This is a genomic window from Streptomyces sp. NBC_01515 (genome assembly GCF_045040345.1).
Lineage (GTDB): Bacteria > Actinomycetota > Actinomycetes > Streptomycetales > Streptomycetaceae > Streptomyces.
On the sequence record NZ_CP109416.1, the window covers coordinates 11,004,632 to 11,024,118 of the forward strand.

At 68.4% G+C, this 19,487-nt stretch carries 16 protein-coding genes and 2 pseudogenes; 8 read left to right on the plus strand and 10 right to left on the minus strand.

Going from position 1 to position 19,487, the window contains the following annotated elements; genetic code table 11:
- Positions 1-18 precede the first annotated feature (18 nt).
- Entirely contained in the window at positions 19-1,086 is a 1,068-nt protein-coding gene (locus OG407_RS48650) for a hypothetical protein (protein ID WP_405867822.1), read from the plus strand.
- Positions 1,079-3,748 carry a lectin gene (locus OG407_RS48655; protein WP_405867824.1) on the plus strand — a complete coding sequence of 890 codons (2,670 nt, stop codon included), beginning with the start codon at positions 1,079-1,081 and terminating at the stop codon, positions 3,746-3,748. The genes OG407_RS48650 and OG407_RS48655 overlap by 8 nt, the downstream gene beginning before the upstream one ends.
- Positions 3,749-3,933: 185 nt before the next feature.
- On the opposite strand, the gene OG407_RS48660 is transcribed toward OG407_RS48655, so the two are convergent.
- Positions 3,934-4,104, minus strand: coding sequence for a hypothetical protein (locus tag OG407_RS48660; protein WP_405867826.1), 171 nt, complete (start codon positions 4,102-4,104; stop codon positions 3,934-3,936).
- Positions 4,105-4,306: 202 nt separating this feature from the next.
- Here OG407_RS48660 and OG407_RS48665 point away from each other — a divergent pair.
- Positions 4,307-4,764, plus strand: a pseudogene (locus tag OG407_RS48665) (transposase); the annotation flags it as partial.
- Between the two features lie 8 nt (positions 4,765-4,772).
- Here OG407_RS48665 and OG407_RS48670 read toward each other — a convergent pair.
- Both OG407_RS48670 and OG407_RS48675 read right to left on the minus strand, forming a co-directional pair.
- Positions 4,773-5,891, minus strand: a complete 1,119-nt coding sequence (locus OG407_RS48670) for a fatty acid desaturase family protein (protein ID WP_405867828.1) — start codon at positions 5,889-5,891, stop codon at positions 4,773-4,775.
- Positions 5,892-5,898: 7 nt separating this feature from the next.
- Positions 5,899-6,954, minus strand: coding sequence for a ferredoxin reductase (locus OG407_RS48675; protein WP_405867830.1), 1,056 nt, complete (start codon positions 6,952-6,954; stop codon positions 5,899-5,901).
- An 86-nt stretch (positions 6,955-7,040) separates the two neighbouring features.
- On the opposite strand from OG407_RS48675, the gene OG407_RS48680 reads away from it, so the two are divergent.
- Positions 7,041-8,180, plus strand: coding sequence for a PucR family transcriptional regulator (locus OG407_RS48680; protein WP_405867832.1), 1,140 nt, complete (start codon positions 7,041-7,043; stop codon positions 8,178-8,180).
- A 431-nt stretch (positions 8,181-8,611) separates the two neighbouring features.
- Complete coding sequence (locus OG407_RS48685; RefSeq protein WP_405867834.1) at positions 8,612-8,950, plus strand: thioredoxin family protein; 339 nt, start codon at positions 8,612-8,614, stop codon at positions 8,948-8,950.
- Between the two features lie 88 nt (positions 8,951-9,038).
- On the opposite strand, the pseudogene OG407_RS48690 reads toward OG407_RS48685, so the two are convergent.
- Positions 9,039-9,469: pseudogene (locus OG407_RS48690) on the minus strand (IS5 family transposase); the annotation flags it as partial.
- A 222-nt stretch (positions 9,470-9,691) separates the two neighbouring features.
- Between OG407_RS48690 and OG407_RS48695 the strand changes: the two are divergent.
- Entirely contained in the window at positions 9,692-11,659 is a 1,968-nt protein-coding gene (locus OG407_RS48695) for a PASTA domain-containing protein (RefSeq protein ID WP_405867836.1), read from the plus strand.
- A gap of 340 nt (positions 11,660-11,999) precedes the next feature.
- On the plus strand, positions 12,000-12,911 hold the full coding sequence (locus tag OG407_RS48700; protein WP_405867838.1) for a DUF2993 domain-containing protein: 912 nt from the start codon (positions 12,000-12,002) through the stop codon (positions 12,909-12,911).
- Positions 12,912-12,987: 76 nt separating this feature from the next.
- Here OG407_RS48700 and OG407_RS48705 read toward each other — a convergent pair whose 3' ends face one another.
- The 5 genes from OG407_RS48705 to OG407_RS48725 all read right to left on the minus strand — a co-directional run bounded on the left by OG407_RS48705 (position 12,988) and on the right by OG407_RS48725 (position 16,514).
- Positions 12,988-13,605 carry a TetR/AcrR family transcriptional regulator gene (locus OG407_RS48705; protein ID WP_405868970.1) on the minus strand — a complete coding sequence of 206 codons (618 nt, stop codon included), beginning with the start codon at positions 13,603-13,605 and terminating at the stop codon, positions 12,988-12,990.
- Positions 13,606-14,546: 941 nt separating this feature from the next.
- Positions 14,547-15,143, minus strand: a complete 597-nt coding sequence (locus OG407_RS48710; RefSeq protein WP_405868972.1) for a PIN domain-containing protein — start codon at positions 15,141-15,143, stop codon at positions 14,547-14,549.
- Positions 15,037-15,741: a hypothetical protein gene (locus OG407_RS48715; RefSeq protein WP_405867840.1), complete on the minus strand. Its 705-nt coding sequence runs from the start codon at positions 15,739-15,741 to the stop codon at positions 15,037-15,039. Before OG407_RS48715 ends, OG407_RS48710 begins: the two co-directional genes overlap by 107 nt.
- Before the next feature lie 49 nt (positions 15,742-15,790).
- Positions 15,791-16,108, minus strand: a complete 318-nt coding sequence (locus OG407_RS48720) for a hypothetical protein (protein WP_405867842.1) — start codon at positions 16,106-16,108, stop codon at positions 15,791-15,793.
- A gap of 49 nt (positions 16,109-16,157) precedes the next feature.
- The gene (locus OG407_RS48725; protein ID WP_405867844.1) at positions 16,158-16,514 is read right to left on the minus strand and encodes a DoxX family protein; all 357 of its coding nucleotides are present in this window, start codon (positions 16,512-16,514) and stop codon (positions 16,158-16,160) included.
- A 1,333-nt stretch (positions 16,515-17,847) separates the two neighbouring features.
- On the opposite strand from OG407_RS48725, the gene OG407_RS48730 reads away from it, so the two are divergent.
- Positions 17,848-18,516 (plus strand): TetR/AcrR family transcriptional regulator C-terminal domain-containing protein, encoded by a 669-nt coding sequence (locus OG407_RS48730; protein WP_329351895.1) that lies wholly within the window; start codon positions 17,848-17,850, stop codon positions 18,514-18,516.
- A gap of 159 nt (positions 18,517-18,675) precedes the next feature.
- Here the strand turns inward: OG407_RS48730 and OG407_RS48735 are convergent, their stop codons facing one another.
- Complete coding sequence (locus tag OG407_RS48735) at positions 18,676-19,482, minus strand: amidohydrolase family protein (RefSeq protein WP_329351897.1); 807 nt, start codon at positions 19,480-19,482, stop codon at positions 18,676-18,678.
- Between the last annotated feature and the right edge of the window lie 5 nt (positions 19,483-19,487).

A 19,487-nucleotide genomic window follows, 5' to 3' on the forward strand; every position in this document is an offset into this window, starting at 1 on the left:
TGCGGGAAAGAGGCTGGCATGGGCATGATCCATCGGCGACTGAGGATTGCGCTCCTGTCCGTCTCGGCCCTGTTGCTCGGTGCCGTCGCGTTGCCCACCGCGCACGCCGCCGACGTCAACGGGCAGACGCTGGCGGGCGTGTCCGGGAGCGGCATCCACAACACGTACGACGACAAGTCCACATACACCTACCTGGGCAACGCCCTGGACACGGGTACCTCCCTGGTCGAACTTGACACCTGGCACAACGTGTTCAACGGGAAGTGGGACGTGAGCCACAGCAACCCGCTGGGCAGCGACGACAACTGCGTTCAGGCGAGCACGGCTGCCGACCTCTACACCGGCAACCGCAACCAGAACCTCGACAGCTGCCTCGACGACATCCGGATCTGGCTCCAGGCTCACCCGACGAGCCACCCGGTCATGGTCAAGATCGAGATGAAGAATGGGTTCTACGACACCCTCGGCATGAATCCGACCGAGTTCGACGGCTACGTCAAGGCACACCTCGGCAGCGTCCTCTACACCCCTGCCGACCTGCTCACCAAGAGTGACGGGACGCGGTACCCGGACCTGGACACCGCCGCCAAGGCGAACAACTGGGCGAACTACGGCTCTCTCGCGGGCCGGGCGATCGTGGATATCATCCCCGGTACCTTCGAGCAGGCGGTCAGCCCCGCCTCCTCGTGGTCGGACGTCGTCTACGCCCAGCACCTCAAGGACCTCGCCGCCGCGGGGAACATCGGCCAGGCGGCGGTCTTCCCCAGCGTCCTCGGCGCCCAGGCCGCCGACCCGCGCAAACGCTACAGCGACACCACGCTGCGCCCCTGGTTCGTGGTGTTCGACGCGGACGCCGCCGCCTGGGTCGGTGACGGCAACACCGAGTGGTACGACACCAACCACTTTCTGACGGTCGTCACCGACGCATACGGCGTCTCACCCGCGCTCAGTTCCTCCGCCCCGTCGCTGGCCGATGCCCAGGCGCGGATCGCCCAACTCGCCGCGGACGGAGCCTCGTACGTCTCCAGCGACTGGATCACCGCCCCGGCCGACGGTGTGCTCGGGGAGGTGCTCACCCGTGGCTGACGCCCTGCGCCCTCGCGCGCTGCCGCGTGTCCTGGCCGTCGGGGTCGCGGCCCTGGCGCTCGCGGTGTCCGGCCAACTGGGCGGCACGGCACGGGCGGCAGCCGGGACCGATCCCGTGTCGCTGGTCAACACCTACGTCGGCACCGGTGGCAACGGCGACTTCAGCGCCGGGAACACTTTCCCGGGTGCCGACGTGCCGCACGGCATGCTCCAGTGGTCCCCCGACACCACGTCACGTCCCAAGGGCGGCGGCTACAACTACTCCGACTCGGCCGTCTCGGGCTTCAGCCTCACTCATGTCTCCGGCGTCGGCTGCGACGCGGCCGGAGATCTGCCGATTCTGCCCGTGGTCGGCTCGCTCGGCTCGGACCCGGCATCCACGACGGAGTCGTTCTCGCATTCCGACGAGACCGCTTCGCCAGGCTCCTACGCCGTCAGCCTGGGCAACAGCACCAGCGTCGCGCTGACCACCAGCACACACGCCGGCATCGGCCAGTTCACCTTCCCGTCCACCAAGCAGGCGAGCCTGCTCCTGAAGGTGCAGGACACGCAGACGCCGTACACCTCCGCGACGCTCGACCTGAGCGGCGGCAACACCGTGACCGGGTCGATCACCAGCACCGGCTTCTGCGAGGACACCACCCCGATCACGCTCCACTACGCGATCACCTTCGACCATCCCTTCACCGCCACCGGCACCTTCACGGGGGGCGAGTACCTGACCTTCGACACCACGAGCAGCAGAACCGTGGAGGCCCGGGTCGGCATCTCCTACACCTCGGTGCCGGAGGCCGCGGCCAACCGCGACGCCGAGGTGACCGGGAAGACCTTCACGGCCGTCAAGTCGGCGGCGTCCTCGGCATGGAGCTCCGAGCTGTCCAAGATCGCCGTCACCGGCGGAACCTCCGACCAGCAGCACGTCTTCTACACCGCGCTCTACCACGCTTCGCTCTTCCCCTCCGTCATCAGCGACGCCGACGGCTCCTACCGGGGCTTCGACGGCGCGGTGCACACGGTGGGCAGCGGGCATTCGGCGAAGTACGCCGACTTCTCCACCTGGGACACCTACCGCTCACAGGCCCAACTCACCACTCTGCTTGACCCGTCGGTGGCGTCCGACATGGCGCAGTCGATCGTCGACGACTACCAGCAGGGCGGCACGCTCACCAAGTGGGGCATGGAGACCGCCGAGACCCACATCATGGTGGGCGACTCGGCCGTACCGCTGCTCGCCGGCTACTACGCCTTCGGTGCCCGCGACTTCGACACGTCGACGGCCCTGTCCGCCATGGTGAAAGAGCAGACGACCGACACCGACGTCACCCCCGGCGTGACGTACCTGGACTCCTTCGGCTACCTGCCCACCAACTCGCTCTACGGCTGCTGCCACGAGTACGCCACCACCTCCACCCAACTCGAGTACGACACCGACGACTTCGCCCTGTCGGTGCTCGCGGGCGCGCTCGGCGACACCGCGACGCAGAAGAAGTTCCAGGACCGGGCGCAGGACTGGGAGAACATCTACAACTCGTCCTCCGGCTACATTCAGCCCCTGCACTCCAACGGCCGCTGGATGGACGGGTTCAACGCCAAACTGCTCAGCGGTACGTCGAGCAACGACTTCGCCGAGGGCGACGCCTTCACCTACACGCCGATGATCCCCTTCAACCTCGCCAAGCTGGCGTCCCTGGAGGGCGGCACCTCGTCCCTGGCGTCGTACCTGGACAGTGTGCTCGGCGGCTTCCAGGGCCTGGGCAGCGTCATCGGTACCCAGTCCAACATGGGCAACGAGCCCAGTATCGGGCTGCCCTGGGAGTACGACTGGGTGGGCAAGCCGTACAAGGCGCAGTCCACCGTGCGGGCGGTCCAGGACCAGCTGTGGACCAACACCGCAGGTGGGCTGCCCGGCAACGACGACCTCGGCGAGATGAGCGCCTGGTACGTGTGGTCCGCTCTCGGCCTCTACCCGGAGATCCCGGGCACCGCCGACCTGGCCGTCGGCAGCCCGATGTTCACCTCCGCGGTCGTCACGGCCGGCGGACACACGCTCACCGTCAACGCCCCCGCGGCGGCGGACGGTTCGCCGTATGTCCAGTCGCTCAGCCTCAACGGCAGCTCCTGGAACAAGGCGTACGTACCGGCCTCGTACCTCGCCAGTTCCTCGGAACTGGTCTTCACCCTCTCCTCGTCCGCCAACACGTCCTGGGCCGCCACCCCTTCGGCGGCACCGCCGTCCTACGACGGCACCCCGGGCACCGGAGTGGCCCAGCCCAGCGGCACGCTCACCCAGACCGCCACCGGCAAGTGCGTCGACGACGCCGGCTCGGGCACCTCGAACGGCACCGCCATCCAGATCTACACCTGCAACGGCACCGCCGCGCAGACCTGGAAGGTCGTCCCGGACGGCACCCTCCAGCTGCTCAACGACTGCATGGACGTGACGGCCGGCGCGACCACGTCCGGTACCAGGGTCCAACTGCACACCTGCAACGGCACCCAGGCCGAGCAGTGGCAGGCGTACTCGTCCGGCGAGATCGTCAACCCGGTCTCAGGTCTGTGCCTCACCGACTCCAGCAATGGCGCGACGAACAAGACCCAGTTGACCATCGCCACCTGCACGGGGAGCGCTGGGCAGCGTTGGACGCCTCCGACGTCCGCGTGACGGGCATCGCAGAAGTGCCCGGAGATCGTCCGACGTGGTGAGCGGCCCGACTGGCGGACCTCGTGCGGCACTACCGGCCTGATGTGGCCGTCACTGCCCACCGCCGCCGTGGACCTGGCGGCGGCCCGAGAGCAGCAGGCCGCCGCCGAGACACGCGCCGAGTCGGCCGACGCCTCGCTCGCCGCTCAGCGTGCCGTCTCGACCAGCTGCGTTCCTCCGCCGCCTACCAGGCCATCGAGCAACTGGCCGACCTGGAACGCATGGTGCGCACTGGCGAGCAGACCGCCCGGCAGGCGTCCGACGAACGCGAACGCTGCACGGCTGCCACCGGCCGTGCCCGCACCGAGGCCGAACACGCCGCCCGGCTAGCCGCCGCACTTGGCGCTGCCGTCTCCCGGGACGCCGCAGCCGTCGCCGATCACGCACACACCGCCGGCCTTCCCTGGACCCCGGCGGACGCCGAGTCCGCCCGCATCGCAGACCGCCCCGCCCCGCCGCGCTGGCCGCGGCCCGCCACAAGGGCGTCCGGTCGGTGCGAGATGCTCAGAAGGCGGCACCCTCAACGAGCAGATCTCCGAGATCGCCAGGCTCATCGAGGGCCGGTTTCGCGAACACGAACTCGCCGACACCGTCCTGAGCGTCCCGGGCATCGGCACCGTCCTGGGCGCCGAGTTCGTCGCCGCTGTCGGCGGCAGGCTGGACGACTTCGACTCCCCGGACGTCCTGGCGGCCTATGCCGACGTCGCCCCCGCACCTCGTGACTCCGGCAAGGTCAGCGGCAACCTCCACCGGCCGATCGCCTACCACCGAAGACTCCAGCGCGCCTTCTGCACCTCCGCCCTGGTCAGCGTCCGCTGCGACCCGAACTCGCGGAAGTACTACGACCGCAGACGTGCCGAGGGCAAAAGCACGTTCAAGCCGTGCTCGCCCTCGCCCGCCGACGCGTCAACGTCCTGTGGGCTCTGATCCCTGACCGACGGTGTTACGAAGGGCCCCCAGCGACTACGGCAGCTTGACAACAGGATCAGGCCGCGACGAGCTCCTGCTCGCGGTCCGGCGTCGTGACCTTGGGCTTCTTGTTCGGCAGCGAGAGCCGGAAGACCTTGTGCCACGCGGAGAGCACCTGCTTGGGCAGCGGCCCGGTGACGTACTCCAGCTCGTACTTCTCGAACAGCGCGCGCACCTTCACCGCGACCTCGGCGTACCGGTTGCTCGGCAGGTCCGGGAACAGGTGGTGCTCGATCTGGTGCGACAGGTTGCCGGTCATGAAGTGCATGGCCCTGCTGCCGCTGATGTTCGCCGAGCCCATCATCTGGCGCAGGTACCACTGGCCGCGGGTCTCGCCCTTGATCGACCGGCGCTCGAAGACCTGCACGCCCTCGGGGAAGTGCCCGCACATGATCACCGAGTGGGTCCAGATGTTGCGGACCAGGTTCGCGGTGAACGTGGCGCCGAGCGTGGGGAGGAATGACGGGCCCGACAGCAGCGGGTGGATCACGTAGTCCTTGAGCACCTGCTTGCGGATCTTGCGGCCCACGGCCTTGGCCCGCTCGCGGAACTCCGGGTTCTTGCGGCGACGCTTCTGCAGGTTCTTGCCGAGCTCCAGGTCGTACGCCGCGATGCCGTACTCGAAGAAGCAGGCGTTGATGAAGTTCCACAGCGGCTGGCCGAGGTGGAACGGGTGCCACCTCTGGTCCTCGTCGACGCGCATGATGCCGTAGCCGAGGTCGTTGTCCTTGCCGATCACGTTGGTGTACGTGTGGTGCAGCTCGTTGTGCGAGTGCTTCCACTGCTCGGACGGCGAGACGTGATCCCACTCCCAGGTGGTGGAGTGGATCTTCGGGTCCCGCATCCAGTCCCACTGGCCGTGCAGGATGTTGTGGCCGATCTCCATGTTGTCCATGATCTTCGCCACGGACAGACCGGCGGTGCCGACCAGCCACGCGGGCGGGAAGAGCGAGAACAGCAGCACGCCCCTGCTGACCAGTTCGAGCTTGCGCTGCGCCGAGATGACCTTGCGGATGTAGGCGGCGTCCTTCTCGCCGCGGCCGGCGATCACCTCGTCGCGGATCGCGTCCAGCTCGCGGCCGAGCTCCTCGATCTGCTCCGCGGTCAGGTGGGCGGTGGGGTCGGTGGCGGTCAAGGTGCTCCTACCGTTCGATGTCGCAGGGGCCCGCCGCGGCGGACACGCAGGTCTGGATGAGGACGCCCGGCTCGGCCTCGGTGATCTCGCCGGTGCGCAGGTCGCGGACGGCGCCCGCCTTGAGCGGCGTGACGCAGCCGAAGCAGATGCCCATGCGGCACCCGGAAGGCATGAGCACGCCGGCCTCCTCGCCGATGTCCAGCAACGGCGTGGCGCCGTCCGCGTCGACGGTCGTGCCGGTGGCGCTGAACGTGACCTCGCCTCCTTCGCCGGCGACGACGATGCCGGGGCGGAAGCGTTCGGTGTGCAGGCGCTCTTGTACGCCGTAGTCGGTCCAGTGCTTCTCGGCGGCGTCGAGCAGGCCCGCGGGCCCGCAGGCCCAGGTCTCGCGCTCGGCCCAGTCGGGCACGAGTTCGTCGAGACGGGCGATGTCGAGCTGGCCGTCCGTGTCGGTGTGCACCTCGGTGAGCCGCAGCTTCTTGTCCGCGACCAGGCCGTGCAGTTCGTCGCGGAAGATCACGTCTTGCGGCTGTGGCGCGCAGTGGACCATGACGACGTCGTCGAACTCGGTGTCGCGCAGCATGCCCATCACCGGCGTGATGCCGCTGCCGGCCGTCAGGTAGAGCACCTTGGCGGGCTTGGCCTGCGGCAGCACGAAGTCACCGGTCGCCTGGTCGAGCTGGATCAGCGTGCCCGGTTTCGTTCTGCGGACCAGATGGTTGCTGACCTTGCCGTCCGGGATCGCCTTCACGGTGATCGTGACGCGTCCGTCCTGACGGTCTGTCGGTGAGGTGACCGAGTAGGCACGCCACAGGCGCACTCCGTCGACGTCGACCCCGATCCGCACGTACTGACCGGCCGTGTGGCCGCGCCAGCCACGCCCCGGCCTGATCACGATGGTCGCGGCGTCACCCGTCTCGGGGTGCACGGCCTCGATGCGCCCACGCAGGTCAGCGCCCGCACGCAGCGGGCTGACCAGGTCGAGGTAGTCCGACGGCAGCAGCGGCGTCGTGACCATCTCCAGCAGTTTCCACGCCCTGCTGCGAAGGGCTGTACTCGTCATGACTCCAGCCTGCTGCGCCGCAAGGCGTAAAGTCCTGACCGCAGGACGTAAATCTGGTCGGCTGAATTGTTCGCAGGGAACAAAACATGGGGCATGCAGTTCGGAGGGCCAGCGAACTGGCCCTGGATGAGACGACGGTCACCGCACTTCGGGCCGCGCTGAAGACCACCGCTGACGAGGTCGTCGAGGCGATCATCGACGAGGTCCCTCCCTACGCCAACGCCCTTTCGGGCCGCATGGGCGCCACCATGCGCCGAGCCGTCCGCACCGCCCTGGGGCACTACCTGGACCTCGCGAGCGGGAACGCCACGGGCGGCGACGCCGGTGACGCGGCCTACGAGCTGGGCCGCGGCGAGGTGCGTGACGGCCGTTCGATGGACGCCCTGCTCAGCGCCTACCGCGTCGGCGCCCGCGTGGCCTGGCGATGCCTGGCAGCGGGTGCCGTACCCGCAGGTCTGCCCGCCGCCGAGGTCGCCAAGTTCGCCGAGCTGACCTTCGCCTACATCGACGAACTCTCCGCCGCGAGCGCCGCGGGCCACGCCGACGAACTGACCGCCCGGGGCAGGGACCAGGAGCGCCATCTGGAACACCTGGCCCGCGACCTCCTCGCCGGCGCGAGCCCGGACGTGCTGCTGGCCTCTGTTCAACGGGCCGGTTGGCAGCCTCCGGTTTCGCTGACCGCGGTCCTGCTGCCCGCCGCCCAGGCCCGGCCCGCCTACCGCGCGCTCGACCCGGGCACCCTCGTCCTCGACGATCTGCCGGACGCCACCGGTGTGCTGCTCGTCCCCGATGCCGACCGGTCACATCTCTTGCGGCAGCTGACCGACCGCACCGCCGTGGTCGGCCCGGCCCGGCCATGGACTCGTGCGTCCGCCTCGTACGCACGAGCCGTACGCGCGCGCTCCCTCTCCTCCGATATCCGCGACACCGAGGACCACCTGCCCGAGCTGGTGCTGAGCGCCGACGTGGACGCGTTCGCAGACCTGCGTGCCCGAGCCCTCGCACCGTTGCGAACCTTGCCTGTCGCGACCGCACGGCGGCTGGAGGAGACGCTGCGGGAGTGGCTGCTGCACCAGGGCAGGCGGGACGAGGTGGCGGCGGCGTTGTTCGTCCATCCCCAGACGGTCCGGTACCGGATGTCGCAGCTGCGGGAGCTGTTTCCGGATCTCGCATCGCCGCACCGGGTCCTTGAACTGACGCTGGCGGTCGGTCTTCGGGCCGGCTGACGCGTACGTCGACCGTCCACGACCGCGTCCGCGAGCGGTCCAGGCATCGTGCCTCGGGTTCGGTGCCGTCAGCTGGCTCGTACGGCCCGGGGAAGGGCGGTATCGGCCGGCTGCGACCAGGGTTTGGCGCGCAGACCGGACAAGGCCTCGGTAAGCCCGTCGGGGGCGCTGCGCCCTGGAAAACAGCTTTCATGTCGTCGTGGAGGGCACTGTCCTGGCACGAGCTGGCCCACGGGCGCGCGGAGGGGCTGCAGTTGGGTGGCCGGCGGGGCGGCCGGGCCGCTCGCGCCGGGGACCACCGTGGTTCTGACGGCCCCGCGCCTGCCTTCCGACAGGCCAACGGGACGACCGACCGGGCCGGACCGGCACTCCGCGCGAGGGATGATGGGGACGGAATGACGGAATGACGGAATGTGAGGTCAGGAGCTTCTATGGCGCAGCGGGTGCACCGACCCCGTGAGGACGCGGAGTTCAATTTCATCCTCGGGATGAGCGGAGTTCCGGTCCTCGCATACTTCACCGGGACATGGCCCAAGGCGATCGAGCCCTGCCGGGTGATGGACCTCGTCGTGGGTGGCATCGCCGACGACTACACGGGCCGCCTGACGGCCGTCCGCGCCGACATCACCCGTTGTCCGGCAGCGACCGAGCGATACCGGATCACCGGAGCCCCGTCCTACGTCCTGCTGAAGGAGGGAGAGGCGGTGGCGCACGGCACGGGGCCCATGACCACCGCCGAGGTACGGAAGTTCCTGGACGGCCACCTCTGAGCGGCCGCTGCGGCACATGGCCGCGACGCCCGTCACGTCTCGTCTCGGGGAGGTGGAGAGCACGGAGGGCCGGCCCTAAGACCGTGTCCTACGTGGTGAGGCGGACGAGGCGTTGTAGCAGCAGAGGGCGGCGGCGAGTCCGAGAAATGCCAGGTAGTCGCGGGGATTGCGCTCGTAGCGGGGGCTGAGTCTGCGGTAGCCGGACAGCCACGACATCGTGCGCTCGATCACCCGTCTGCGGCGCCCCAACCGTTCGCTGGACTCGATGCCTTTGCGCGCGATCCGGACTCCGATGCGCTTGCCGCGCAGCCATTTGCGCAGGCTGGCGCGGTCGTAGGCCTTGTCTGCGTGGAGGCGCTGGGGCTTGAAGTAGCGGCCTCGGTGGGGGTCGTGTCTCGTTTGGTGACCGGCGATCATGGGCTTCAGCCCTTCGCTGTCGTGGGTGTTACCGGCTGAGATGCCGACGAGGAGGGGCAGTCCGTTCGCGTCCGACAGGACGTGCATCTTGGAGCCCGGCTTTGCCGGGGTGGAGTCGTCTGCTGCTGTTGTGTCGTCCAGGCGGAGCCCAGCGTGTCGGCCGGAGTGTGAACCGTGATGGGCGTCTCATGCTCTGTTCCCTCACCGGGCAGCATAATTGCCCGCAAGCGTGCAAGTATCTTTCTTGTGTTCCTGGCTGCATGGGCGGCGCGGCTGTCGCGTCAGACCCCGGCCCTGACTTCCAACCCTCTGTGGAGAAGCGCAGTGAATCTCGGCGAACCAGACGACCTGACGCTTCCCCAACGGGGTCACCCGGTGGCCCTCATCGATGGCCGGTACGAGCTGCGCTACCTGCTCGGCTCCGGCGGTATGGCCGAGGTGCATCTCGCGCACGATCTCCGGCTCGACCGCAGGGTGGCCGTGAAGACCCTGCGTGGCGACCTCGCCCACGAACCGGCGCTTCAGGAACGGTTCCGGAGGGAGGCGCAGTCCACCGCTTCGCTGAACCATCCCGCTATCGCCGCGGTGTATGACACGGGGGAGGGCGTGGCTTACGGCGGGTCCCAATTGCCGTACCTCGTGATGGAGTACGTCGACGGGACCACCCTGCGCGACGCCCTGCACTCCGGGCCGCCGATGAGCGCCGAACGGGCCCTTGAGGTGACGGCCGGAGTTCTTCGGGCACTGGCCCACTCCCATCAGCACGGCATCGTGCACCGGGACATCAAACCGGCCAACGTCATGCTGAACTGGGCCGGAGACGTCAAGGTCATGGACTTCGGGATCGCCCGGGACGCCCGGGACGTCGGCATGACGCAGACGTCGGTCGTGATCGGGACCGCCCAGTACCTCTCGCCGGAACAAGCGATGGGACGAGAGACCGACGCGCGGTCCGACCTGTACTCCATCGGCTGCCTGCTGTTCGAACTGCTGACCTTCCGCACGCCGTTCACCGGCGAGACGCCGATGTCGGTGATGTATCAGCACATCCAGGAAGTCCCGCGCCCGCCGAGCCTCTACAACCCCGAGGTCGGTCCCCAGGTGGACGTGATCGTCCTGCGCGCCCTGGAGAAGGATCCCGGGTACCGCTATCAGTCCGCCGAGCAGATGCTCGCCGACATCGAGGCGTACCTCGGTACGGGCCTGCTCATGTCGGGGGCCGAACCCCCGCCGGTGGAGGGCGACTTCCCGTACGACGATGCCGACCCGGAGAAGGAGAGCGGCCGGCGCACGGGAACCGCCGCGCTGATCACGGCGGGCGTCGCCGTCGTCGTCCTGGCGCTGGTATTGGGCTGGTTCATGTTCGGTCGTGGTACCGCCGACAACGGCAAGACCGACGTACCCGACCTTGTGGGCCAGACCCTGAAGGAGGCGCGGCATACCGCGGAGAACGTCGGCCTCACCGTCACCGTAGACAAGCGGGAGCCGTGCGCCAACCAGCCGAGCGGCCACATCTGCGAGCAGAGCCCCGGGGAAGGGGAACTCGCCAAGGGCGAGGCGGTCTCGGTCACCGTGTCCATCGGGTCACCCAAGGTCGAGGTGCCGGACGTCACGGACAAGGACGAGGACGACGCGTCCCGGATCCTGGACGAGAAGGGATTCAAGGTGAAGCTGCGGCACGTCGCATCCGACACCGAGGATCCCGGAACCGTCCTCAAGCAGGACCCGGAAGGCGGTGAGAAGGCCGCGAAGGGCACCGAAATCACCCTCACGGTGGCCAAGGAGGCAAAGAAGGCCACGGTCCCGGACCTCACGGGTGCGACCGTGAGCGAGGCCCGGAAGCTGCTGGCCGCACAGGACCTGAAACTGGGCAGTACGACCGAGGTCGAGAGTGACGCCGAGTCGGGGACCGTGGTGGGACAGAGTGTCGCTTCCGGCGCCGAGGTCGAGCCGGGTACGGCGATCGGCGTGAAGATCGCCAAGGCCGTGCAGACCGTGCAGATCCCCACCGACATCGTCGGCAAGACCCTTGCCGAGGTCCAGGACGAACTGGATGCGCTCGGCCTCAAGGTCACCGTCGCCACCGGATACTCCCAGGCGTCCGACGCGGTGGTGACGTCGATCACTCCAGCTGCGGGGAGCGAGGTGGAGGCGGGAAGCACCGTGGCCGTCGTCACTCAGGACGCCGGCACCGACCAGTCGGACGGGGACACGACGACGGGCGGAGACCCGAGCGGTGGCACGGAGACCACGGCGCCTCAGTTGCTGCCGATCCTCCCGATCCCGAGATGACGCCCGGCCGGGTGGACGCCCGTAGGCGACGTGCGGCTCCCAGGTGCCGGAACGCCGGCAGATCGCACCCCGGAGACGGCCGCCGGCATCCTCGCCGAGGGCCGGCGCCAGGGCGCCTTCCACACCGCTGCCCCGCCCGGGCCGCTCAGCGGTGCCATCGAGGCCCACCTGCCGGCCCTCCTGGCCATGGTCGACTCCGGGATCTGGACCGACACCGCCACCGCCGCACTGATCGCTGACGGAGTCGACAGTGCCACCGCCGCCGCGGTCCGCCGTCTGCACGGAACAAGGCCGCTCCACTCGTCCCACTCACCAACCCCACTGAAGGAGGGCACCGCCCTTGTCCGCGTCCCAGCACAAGCACGACGACGGCTCGCAGTACGAGCCGTACTACCCCTCTTGTGACCCCTACGGATACGGCTACGGCTCTGGGGACGAGGCCACCCCGTACGAACCGTTGGAACCGGACGAATCGCCCGAGCCCCGGCAGAGTCTGCGGCGCCCCCTCGCTGTCGCCACCGCCGCTCTCGTCGCGCTGGCCGCCCTTCCCGTTGCCGTCGACCGGGTCGTGGCGGCACGCATAGAGTCACGCACGGCCAAGGCGTTCCAGGAGGGTATGGACACACCTCTGCCCCCGCAGGTCCACGTCCGAGGCTTCCCCGTCCTGACCCAGGCGGCCTCCGGAACCCTGCGCCACGTGGACATCACCGCTCACGACATACCGGCCCAGGGGACCACCCGCCCACTGCCGGTAACCGAACTCTCCCTCCAGCTACGGGGGTTGACGAAGTCCGACGACGACAGTGAGGCACGGGCCTGCAGCGCTGAGGCAACCGCCTTCCTGTCCTACGCGGACGTGTCGAACGCCCTTGGGCTGGAGATCTCCCAGGGCAGCCGCCCGGGTCAGGTGAGTGCGGTGGTCCTCATCCCCCTCGGGAAACAGGTCACTGTGACGTCGACCGTCACGGCGGCCTCAGACAATCGCATCGCCTTCAAGGACTTCAACGTCACGGCCGGTGCGCTGCCCGCGCCCGGGAGCGCGGTGCTGGACAAGGTCTTCGAGCAGCCGATCCAGCTGTGGAACATCCCCCACGGCCTGCACCTGCGCTCGGTCACCACCACGGCCGACGGCCTGACCGCACACCTCTCGGGCCGGTCGGTCACCTTCCGCCCCGATGATGCCCCGCAGGACAGTGCCGGAGGATCCAGCGCTGTGGTTCGGAGCGTTTCGACTCCCCAGCTCGGCCAGTGACGTTCGTTGCTCCTCCCGCATGAGCTGTGCGTGCAGTTCGACGGAATCGAGCCCGCCGTGCTGTGGTGTCGACCACTCAGCCCACGTCGGGCACTGGTCGACGAGCGACCTCATGGGCGTCGTTCGGTGGTACGCCCAGCATCCGCAGGACCATCTCGGCGAGATCGGCCGCGGCCTCGTCACCGTCCAGTTCGGGGCGGGCGAATCGCAGCTCCACCAAGGACAGAAGGGTCCCGCCCAGCGCGGAGAGGGCGACGACCGGTTCGACGGCGGTGAAGCGGCCTGAGGCGATGCCGACCTGAAGATCGCGCAGCGCGCGGCTCGCCAGGCTGCTGTCCGAGTAGAGGTGGCCGAGGCGGCGCCGACGCAGCACCTGCATGAGCTCCGGGTGGGAGTCGGCCATGCGGGCGCTGAGCGGGAAGCCGGCCGTGACGAGTTCCGCGGGGTCGTCGATCCCGCTCAGCCGCTCGTCGAAAGCCTGGCCGAACTCCTCCAGGGCGTCCACCACCGCTGCCTCGAACAGCTCCGTCTTGGACTCGAAGTGGTTGTAGAAGGAGCCGAAGCCGACGTCGGCACGTTCGGCGATCGCCTGGATGCTGGCGCTGGTGTCCCCGGTCTCGGCGAGTATCTGCCGAGCGGCGCGGACGAGCGCTCCTCCGCGTCCAGCAGGTGGGGGCCCGGCTCGCTGTTCCAGAAGGCGTTCGCGAGGGTGACCCGCGAGCCGTTTGAGAAGCCGTCCGGATGATAGATCCCGATGTTGAGCAGGAGGCGCTTGCGGGCTGGCCAGGGCTGGTCCACCTCGGTCACCACGGTGCCCAGGTCCCCGGCGCCCACCCGCTGGACGGTCTCTTCGATCACCTTGGCCCGCACATCGCGCTTGATGATGAGGGGTTGGGAGTAGGGCATGAGGTGTACGAGGACGGGTGGTTCGATCCCGGCGAGCGCGTCTTCGAGTTCGTCGTGCAGGTCGCGGAGGTCGCGGAGGTCGTCCAGGCGGCGGGCCTTGACCTCGGTGCCGAGGTTTATCTCGCGCAGCACGAGATCCGGTTCGGTTGAGCTGTTGCGCCGGCCGAAGTCGAACGGGACGCCGGAGCGCGCGAGCATGGCGCCGGCGACGAGTTCGGCCCGCACAATCAGCAGGTCGTCAGGGGCGCGGGCCCCGCAGAAGTCGCCCCGCACACTGTCGATCCGCTGGGGCCGTGCCTTCTCCAAGGCCTCGATGATGTTCTCGAAGGCCGCAGAAAAGGCCGAGGCCACGCTGTTCGAGGCACCGTCCCTGATGGCCTGGTCGACGTAGTCATGCAGCGGGTGCTCCTGCGGGGTCTTGTCCATCCACGACCGCAGGAAAGGGAATGACGTACCCACGTGATGTCCTTCGGGGCTGTGCCGGGCGGATGCGGTCACGCCTGCAGCACGGCCAGCGTACGCACGGGCGCGATGACCCGCACCGGATTTCCGAGAGCCCGGCGGGAGGCACTCTCGCCCTGCGACATCCTCCGGGTCCTGCCGCCGCGCTTCGCCGGGCACCTGTTCACCTACCGCGAGCAGTGCGCCACCGGTCATCAGATGCAACGCATCGCCATGGACACAGCGATCGAGGCCGGGCGACGTGAGCAGGAGTTTCAGGGGGCGGTTCTAGCTGACGCCTCCGGGCTCCGCAGAGGCCGTGATGGCCGCCAGGTACTCGGTCTTCTCCTGAGCACCGATCCGCTCGATCCTGTACTTCTCAGGCAGCTTGCCGGCTTCCAGGCCCCAGGCGAGTGCCCGGGCCCGCATGCCGTTGTCCCCCGTCAACACGGTGACCGGGGTCGGCGCGATGGCCTGCTTCAGCTGGCAGGCCCGGGCCACGATCTCATCGTCGTTGTTCGGCAGCCGCACATGACCTGGCTCATCGAGCAGCACTTCAACCCTCGCGCCACCGGCCACTGCATGCCCGTCGTACTGTTCGGCGAGCGTCTGCTCCAGGAGGGCGAAGACGCCTCGGGCCCGCTTGCGGATGGTGTCGCTGGTGGCGTACGACTTCTTGTCGATCTCGTCGACCACGACGTGTGGGATCACCACCACCGCGCCCTTGCCGTACAGATTGGTCCAGGGGATCTTGTCGTAGCGGGAGAAGTGCAGGAGGTCATTGGTGTCCAGGACGACAGTCCGGCCTCGGTGGTGTTTGTGCTCCTCCTGGAGCTGACGCAGCCAGTTCCAGGAAGTAGGTCCGCAACTCCTGCAGTTCGAGATTCAGCAGCTGTGCCTGGCGCCGCGCGGTGAAGTCGCCGTACACGATGTTGGAGTAGCGCTCGCCGCGCATCCGTGCCGGGATGGATCGGTCGGCGAACACTTCCGACAACTCGGTAGTGGCGGTGAGCGTCCACTGGTCGTACTGGTACACGGTATGGCGCAGAGTTTGGATCTTCTCGCTGCGTACCGAGGCGTCTTCTTCGCCACCGTGCAGCAGATGCGGCACGGCATTCTGCACAGCGGTGAGCCCCTGGTCCGTCAGGACCGCCAGGTACCTGGTCGCCTCGTCGCAGGTCGTACTGGGTCTCAACAGCATCAGTCTCTCCTTCGGCGCGGAGGCTGCGGGTCCGTCACCTGCCAGCTCCCGCCCGCATCGTGACAGACCCACGATCGGAAAATGTGGTCCGGCCATGCAGAGGCAGAACCAGGCATCCGGAAGCATCGGCAGACTGCGCAGCACGACCTTCGATTGGAGGAGGTCGGCTTCGCCGGCATCGAGCACCTGGAGTTCGGTCTGTTGGCGGTTGCCCGAGCGGCCCGCGAGCCCGGACCAGGCGTTGGTCCGGGCTCGCTCGTGTACCACCGTGGGGCCAGTCACAGCGTCGGCGGCTATCTGCCCATCAGCTTGTTGAGCAGGCCAACGACGATCACGCCGACGCCGACTGCCGCTCCGACCCAGGAACGGGGCGACGCCGATACATGCGGTCCAGGCCGCCGAACCACTGCTCCAGCCATGTTGGCCGGGTGGCCAGCACCAGCGTGCACGACATCAGGTACGCGGCGAACTCGCCGATGAAGTAGACGGTGCTGATGCCGTCCGAGCGGAGCCAGTCCCAGGCGATGCAGAGGACATCGGCTCCGGCCGCCACTGCCGGCGGGCCGGCGTGGTGCTTCTTCAGACGCACGTCCATGGGGGCACATGCGATCCGGACGGCGTAGAACGCCATCGCGATCAGAAGGGGCACAGCTGGCCTCTAAAGGATCTGGAAGGGTTGTGAGCGCGTCGTCCCAGGCTCATCCGGTCGCGCCCAGGTGGGCGGCCAAGTAGACGATGACGAGCACTGCCGTCACGACTGCGGCGGCGTACTTCTGAGGCCCGTCGCCCCGGCGCACGTGGATGATGACAGCGCCGACGAGCAGGGCCAGCAGCCCGGTACCGGCGGCGGTACCGAGGATCGGTACCGCCAGACCGAGCAGCACCCCGGCTGCGGCGGCGACCTCCAGCGCCCCGATGCGTCGGTAGGCCGTGGTGGACATGCCGGACTCGGCGGCCAGCGCTCGCATCGGAGCCAGGGCCAACAGCTTGGCCAGGCCAAGCGGAGCGAAGAACACCGCGAGGAGCACGGCAAGGACGATCGATACGACGTTCATGATGTCTCCGGCACTCGGTGTCGAAGGTTCTTGTTCATCCGACTTCCTGACGAGGGGAGTAGTGCCGACCAGGTCATCGCGCTGTCGTCGGCGGCCACCGTGGTCTCGGCAGCTTCGCCCTGCGTAGGAGCGTGCAGCTCATTTCGGCCGCCTCGGCGTCGGCGAGGGGTTCGGTATCCATTCTAACGGATACGTCGTGACCGTTAAAGGGGTGTGCCGGGTGGCCTCGCGAGCGTTGCCTCAGAGGGGTCCCGCGGCCACGAGGTGCGTAGGCGGTGCCGGGCAACACCCGACGCCTCCTGTCGCGGCCCTTCCGGCCTGCGGGTTCACGACAGTCGTCGCTCACTGGCCGTTGGCCCGCAGGCGTGCCCGCGCGCTCAAGTGTCTGATCGCCGGCCCGGTCATCGAGCGTTGGGTGTAGCGGGGCATGGTTCTTCCTGGGTGATGCCAGGCAGCCGCTGGTTGCTCCTGCGTGCTCGCGCCGTCGCATCGGCCCGTCAGGCAAGTCGATCCTCTTCGGTGTCGGACCAATGTCGAGCCGACCACCCGTGTCCGGCGATGCGGTCGTTGTCGAAGCGGATGCGAGGTGCTCCGCGGCGGGCCGGCTGGACGTCATGGTGATCACTTAGGTGCCGCGCGGGAGGATGCGGCTCGTTTCGGTCACCTCGACGGGACCGAGAGGGTTCGGCGCCCTCGCTTTCTGTCGGTGAACGCTGCCCCGAGCCACTGTCACTGCCAGTGCCGCGTCGGCAGCGGCCTCGTAGGCGACAGCTCACGTAAAGGTGGTTGGGCCACCAGGCCAGGGGGAGGGATCCGGAGTCGTCGATGAAAGCGCGGGCCAGATGGGACAGCCACAGGTTGTGCACAGGGGCGTAGCCACGCAGGGGCGGTGAACGCTCGTTCTCTGTCGATGCTCTGGCGTGGGGTGAGTTCGTCCTCGGCTTGTGGGCATCGGCAGGGCTTGGGCGGCCCTGAATCCGTTGTGATCGTTCGCTGTGACGAAGCGCGGCCAGTGGTGGACCTTCCGGGTCACGTCGTGGACGATCACGGATGCGCCGGTGCGGTAGCACTAAAGGCGGGGGGCTTCGTCGTTCTCGCGTGAGACCGTTCGCATCAGTTCCTGATACTGCGGCCAGGTGCCTGGTGGGCGTGACCGCAGCGACATGTAACGGATACGATGACACCGATAATCATGTTTCTGAACATGCCCGACAATCGGTCCGGCTGAGAGGGTGATCGCTTCATGGCTTCGGAGATGCCGCCGGCGCCGGGTAGTCCGGCCTGGTGGGCGAGTCGAACACCGGCCCCCGCGTACCGGCGCGGACGTCCCCCGATGGACGTCGGGCGGATCGTCGACACCGCCCTGAAACTGATCGACGAAGTCGGGATCCAGGCGCTGACCCTGCGTATGCTCGCCGATGCTCTGGAATCGGGCACAGCGACGCTCTACCGGCATTTCAACGGCAAGGACGAACTCCTCGCATTCGTCGCCGACAGAATGCTGGGCGAGGTTCGCGTAAACCCCGAGGAGTTGGACGGCCTGTCCTGGCGGGAAGCCGTGACCGTGTCGGCGGAGACGCTCTACGACACGCTGGGCCGGCACCCCAACGCGCTTTCCCTGCTGGCGGCCCAGGTTCCCGTCGGCCCCAACGGTCTCCGCGCCAGGGAACGGCTCATCACCCTGTTCCTGAGTCACGGCTTCTCGGTCGGTCTGGCTGCCCGCGCCTTCACGGCCATCGGCCACTATGTGATCGGCTTCGCCATCCAGCAGCACGGCCCCGGGACGCCACGCCCCGAGGACCAAGTACGTCTGCGGGACTACTACAACTCCCTTGATCCTGCCGCCTATCCGGCCACGACGGCCGCGTCCCACGAGCTGACCTCGGTACCGCCGCACGAGGAGTTCCGGTTCGGGTTGGACCTGCTCCTCGACGGGTTGGAACAGGTCAGGCTCAACCTGTCGCAGCAGGCCGAAGAAGCGACGGGGCACCGAGTCACGTAGCGCGGGCCCTGATCGGTTACTGGTCTCGTGGGCCTCGCGGCTCGGCGTGTGCGGATGTGCGACATCGTTGCGGTGCTGGTCTCAAGCCGGCGAAGACCGTTGCCCGGAGGGGCAACCTTCCCTCCGGGCAACGGTGTCGCGATGGCTTCCCGGGCTGCCTCAGTGCCAGCCGATCCAGTCGGCCAAGGCACGGCCCATGACCAGCTCCAGGTCGTGGCCGTGCAACCAGGGCAGTTCGTCGGTGAACATCGTTACCGCCTCGCGCCACGAGCAGTGCAGACGCGTGATGTCGGTGCCCCAGAACATCCGCTGGGGGCCGTACGTGTCGAAGACCTGCCGCAGCACACCATGGGTGCCGGCGAACGGGTAAGCGTCCGTCGCCATGCTCGGTACGGCCGTCGCCTTGACCGCGATGTTGGGGTGGCGCGCGAGGCTGAGCAGGGTGTCGAGATGAGCGATCGCTTCGGGCAGCTTCTCGAAGGGGCTGACCCCGAGGTGGTCGATCAGTAGTCGCATGTTCGGGTATCGGGCGGCGATGTCACCGACGGCGGGCAAGTACGGGGGCATCACCATGACCCCCATGGGGATGCCGCGCCGGTCGGCGGCCGCCCACAGCCAGTCGAGCCCGCCCGAGGCGAGGCGGTCGGCCAATTCGGGCGCGGCCAGCATGAAGCGCAGGCCCAGCATGCCGGGTTTGTCGAGCCACGCATCGACAAGGGACTCGTCCGCGGCCTCGTCGAGGGGGAACCAGCCGAGGGTCGCGAATCGCTCGGGGTACTGTTTCGCCGCCTCTACGGCGTAGTCGTTCGCGCCGGCGTCCCAGATCGCCGGACAGTTGACGGCGCGGTCCACGCCCGCCTCGTCCATGTCGCGCAGGGCTGAGTCGACGGTGTACGGCGCGCGCCAGTGGTGCGGCGGTGCGCTCTCGCCCGCCCAGAGGTGGATCTGTGCGTCGGTTATCTGCACGGGGC

Excerpts from the sequence above, each read along its gene's own strand:
- OG407_RS48650 (WP_405867822.1), top strand. The coding sequence starts at position 19 with ATGGGCATGATCCATCGGCGACTGAGGATTGCGCTCCTGTCCGTCTCG.
- OG407_RS48730 (WP_329351895.1), top strand. The coding sequence starts at position 17,848 with ATGGACGTCGGGCGGATCGTCGACACCGCCCTGAAACTGATCGACGAA.
- OG407_RS48725 (WP_405867844.1), bottom strand. The coding sequence starts at position 16,514 with ATGAACGTCGTATCGATCGTCCTTGCCGTGCTCCTCGCGGTGTTCTTC.
- OG407_RS48675 (WP_405867830.1), bottom strand. The coding sequence starts at position 6,954 with ATGACGAGTACAGCCCTTCGCAGCAGGGCGTGGAAACTGCTGGAGATG.
- OG407_RS48680 (WP_405867832.1), top strand. The coding sequence starts at position 7,041 with ATGGGGCATGCAGTTCGGAGGGCCAGCGAACTGGCCCTGGATGAGACG.
- OG407_RS48685 (WP_405867834.1), top strand. The coding sequence starts at position 8,612 with ATGGCGCAGCGGGTGCACCGACCCCGTGAGGACGCGGAGTTCAATTTC.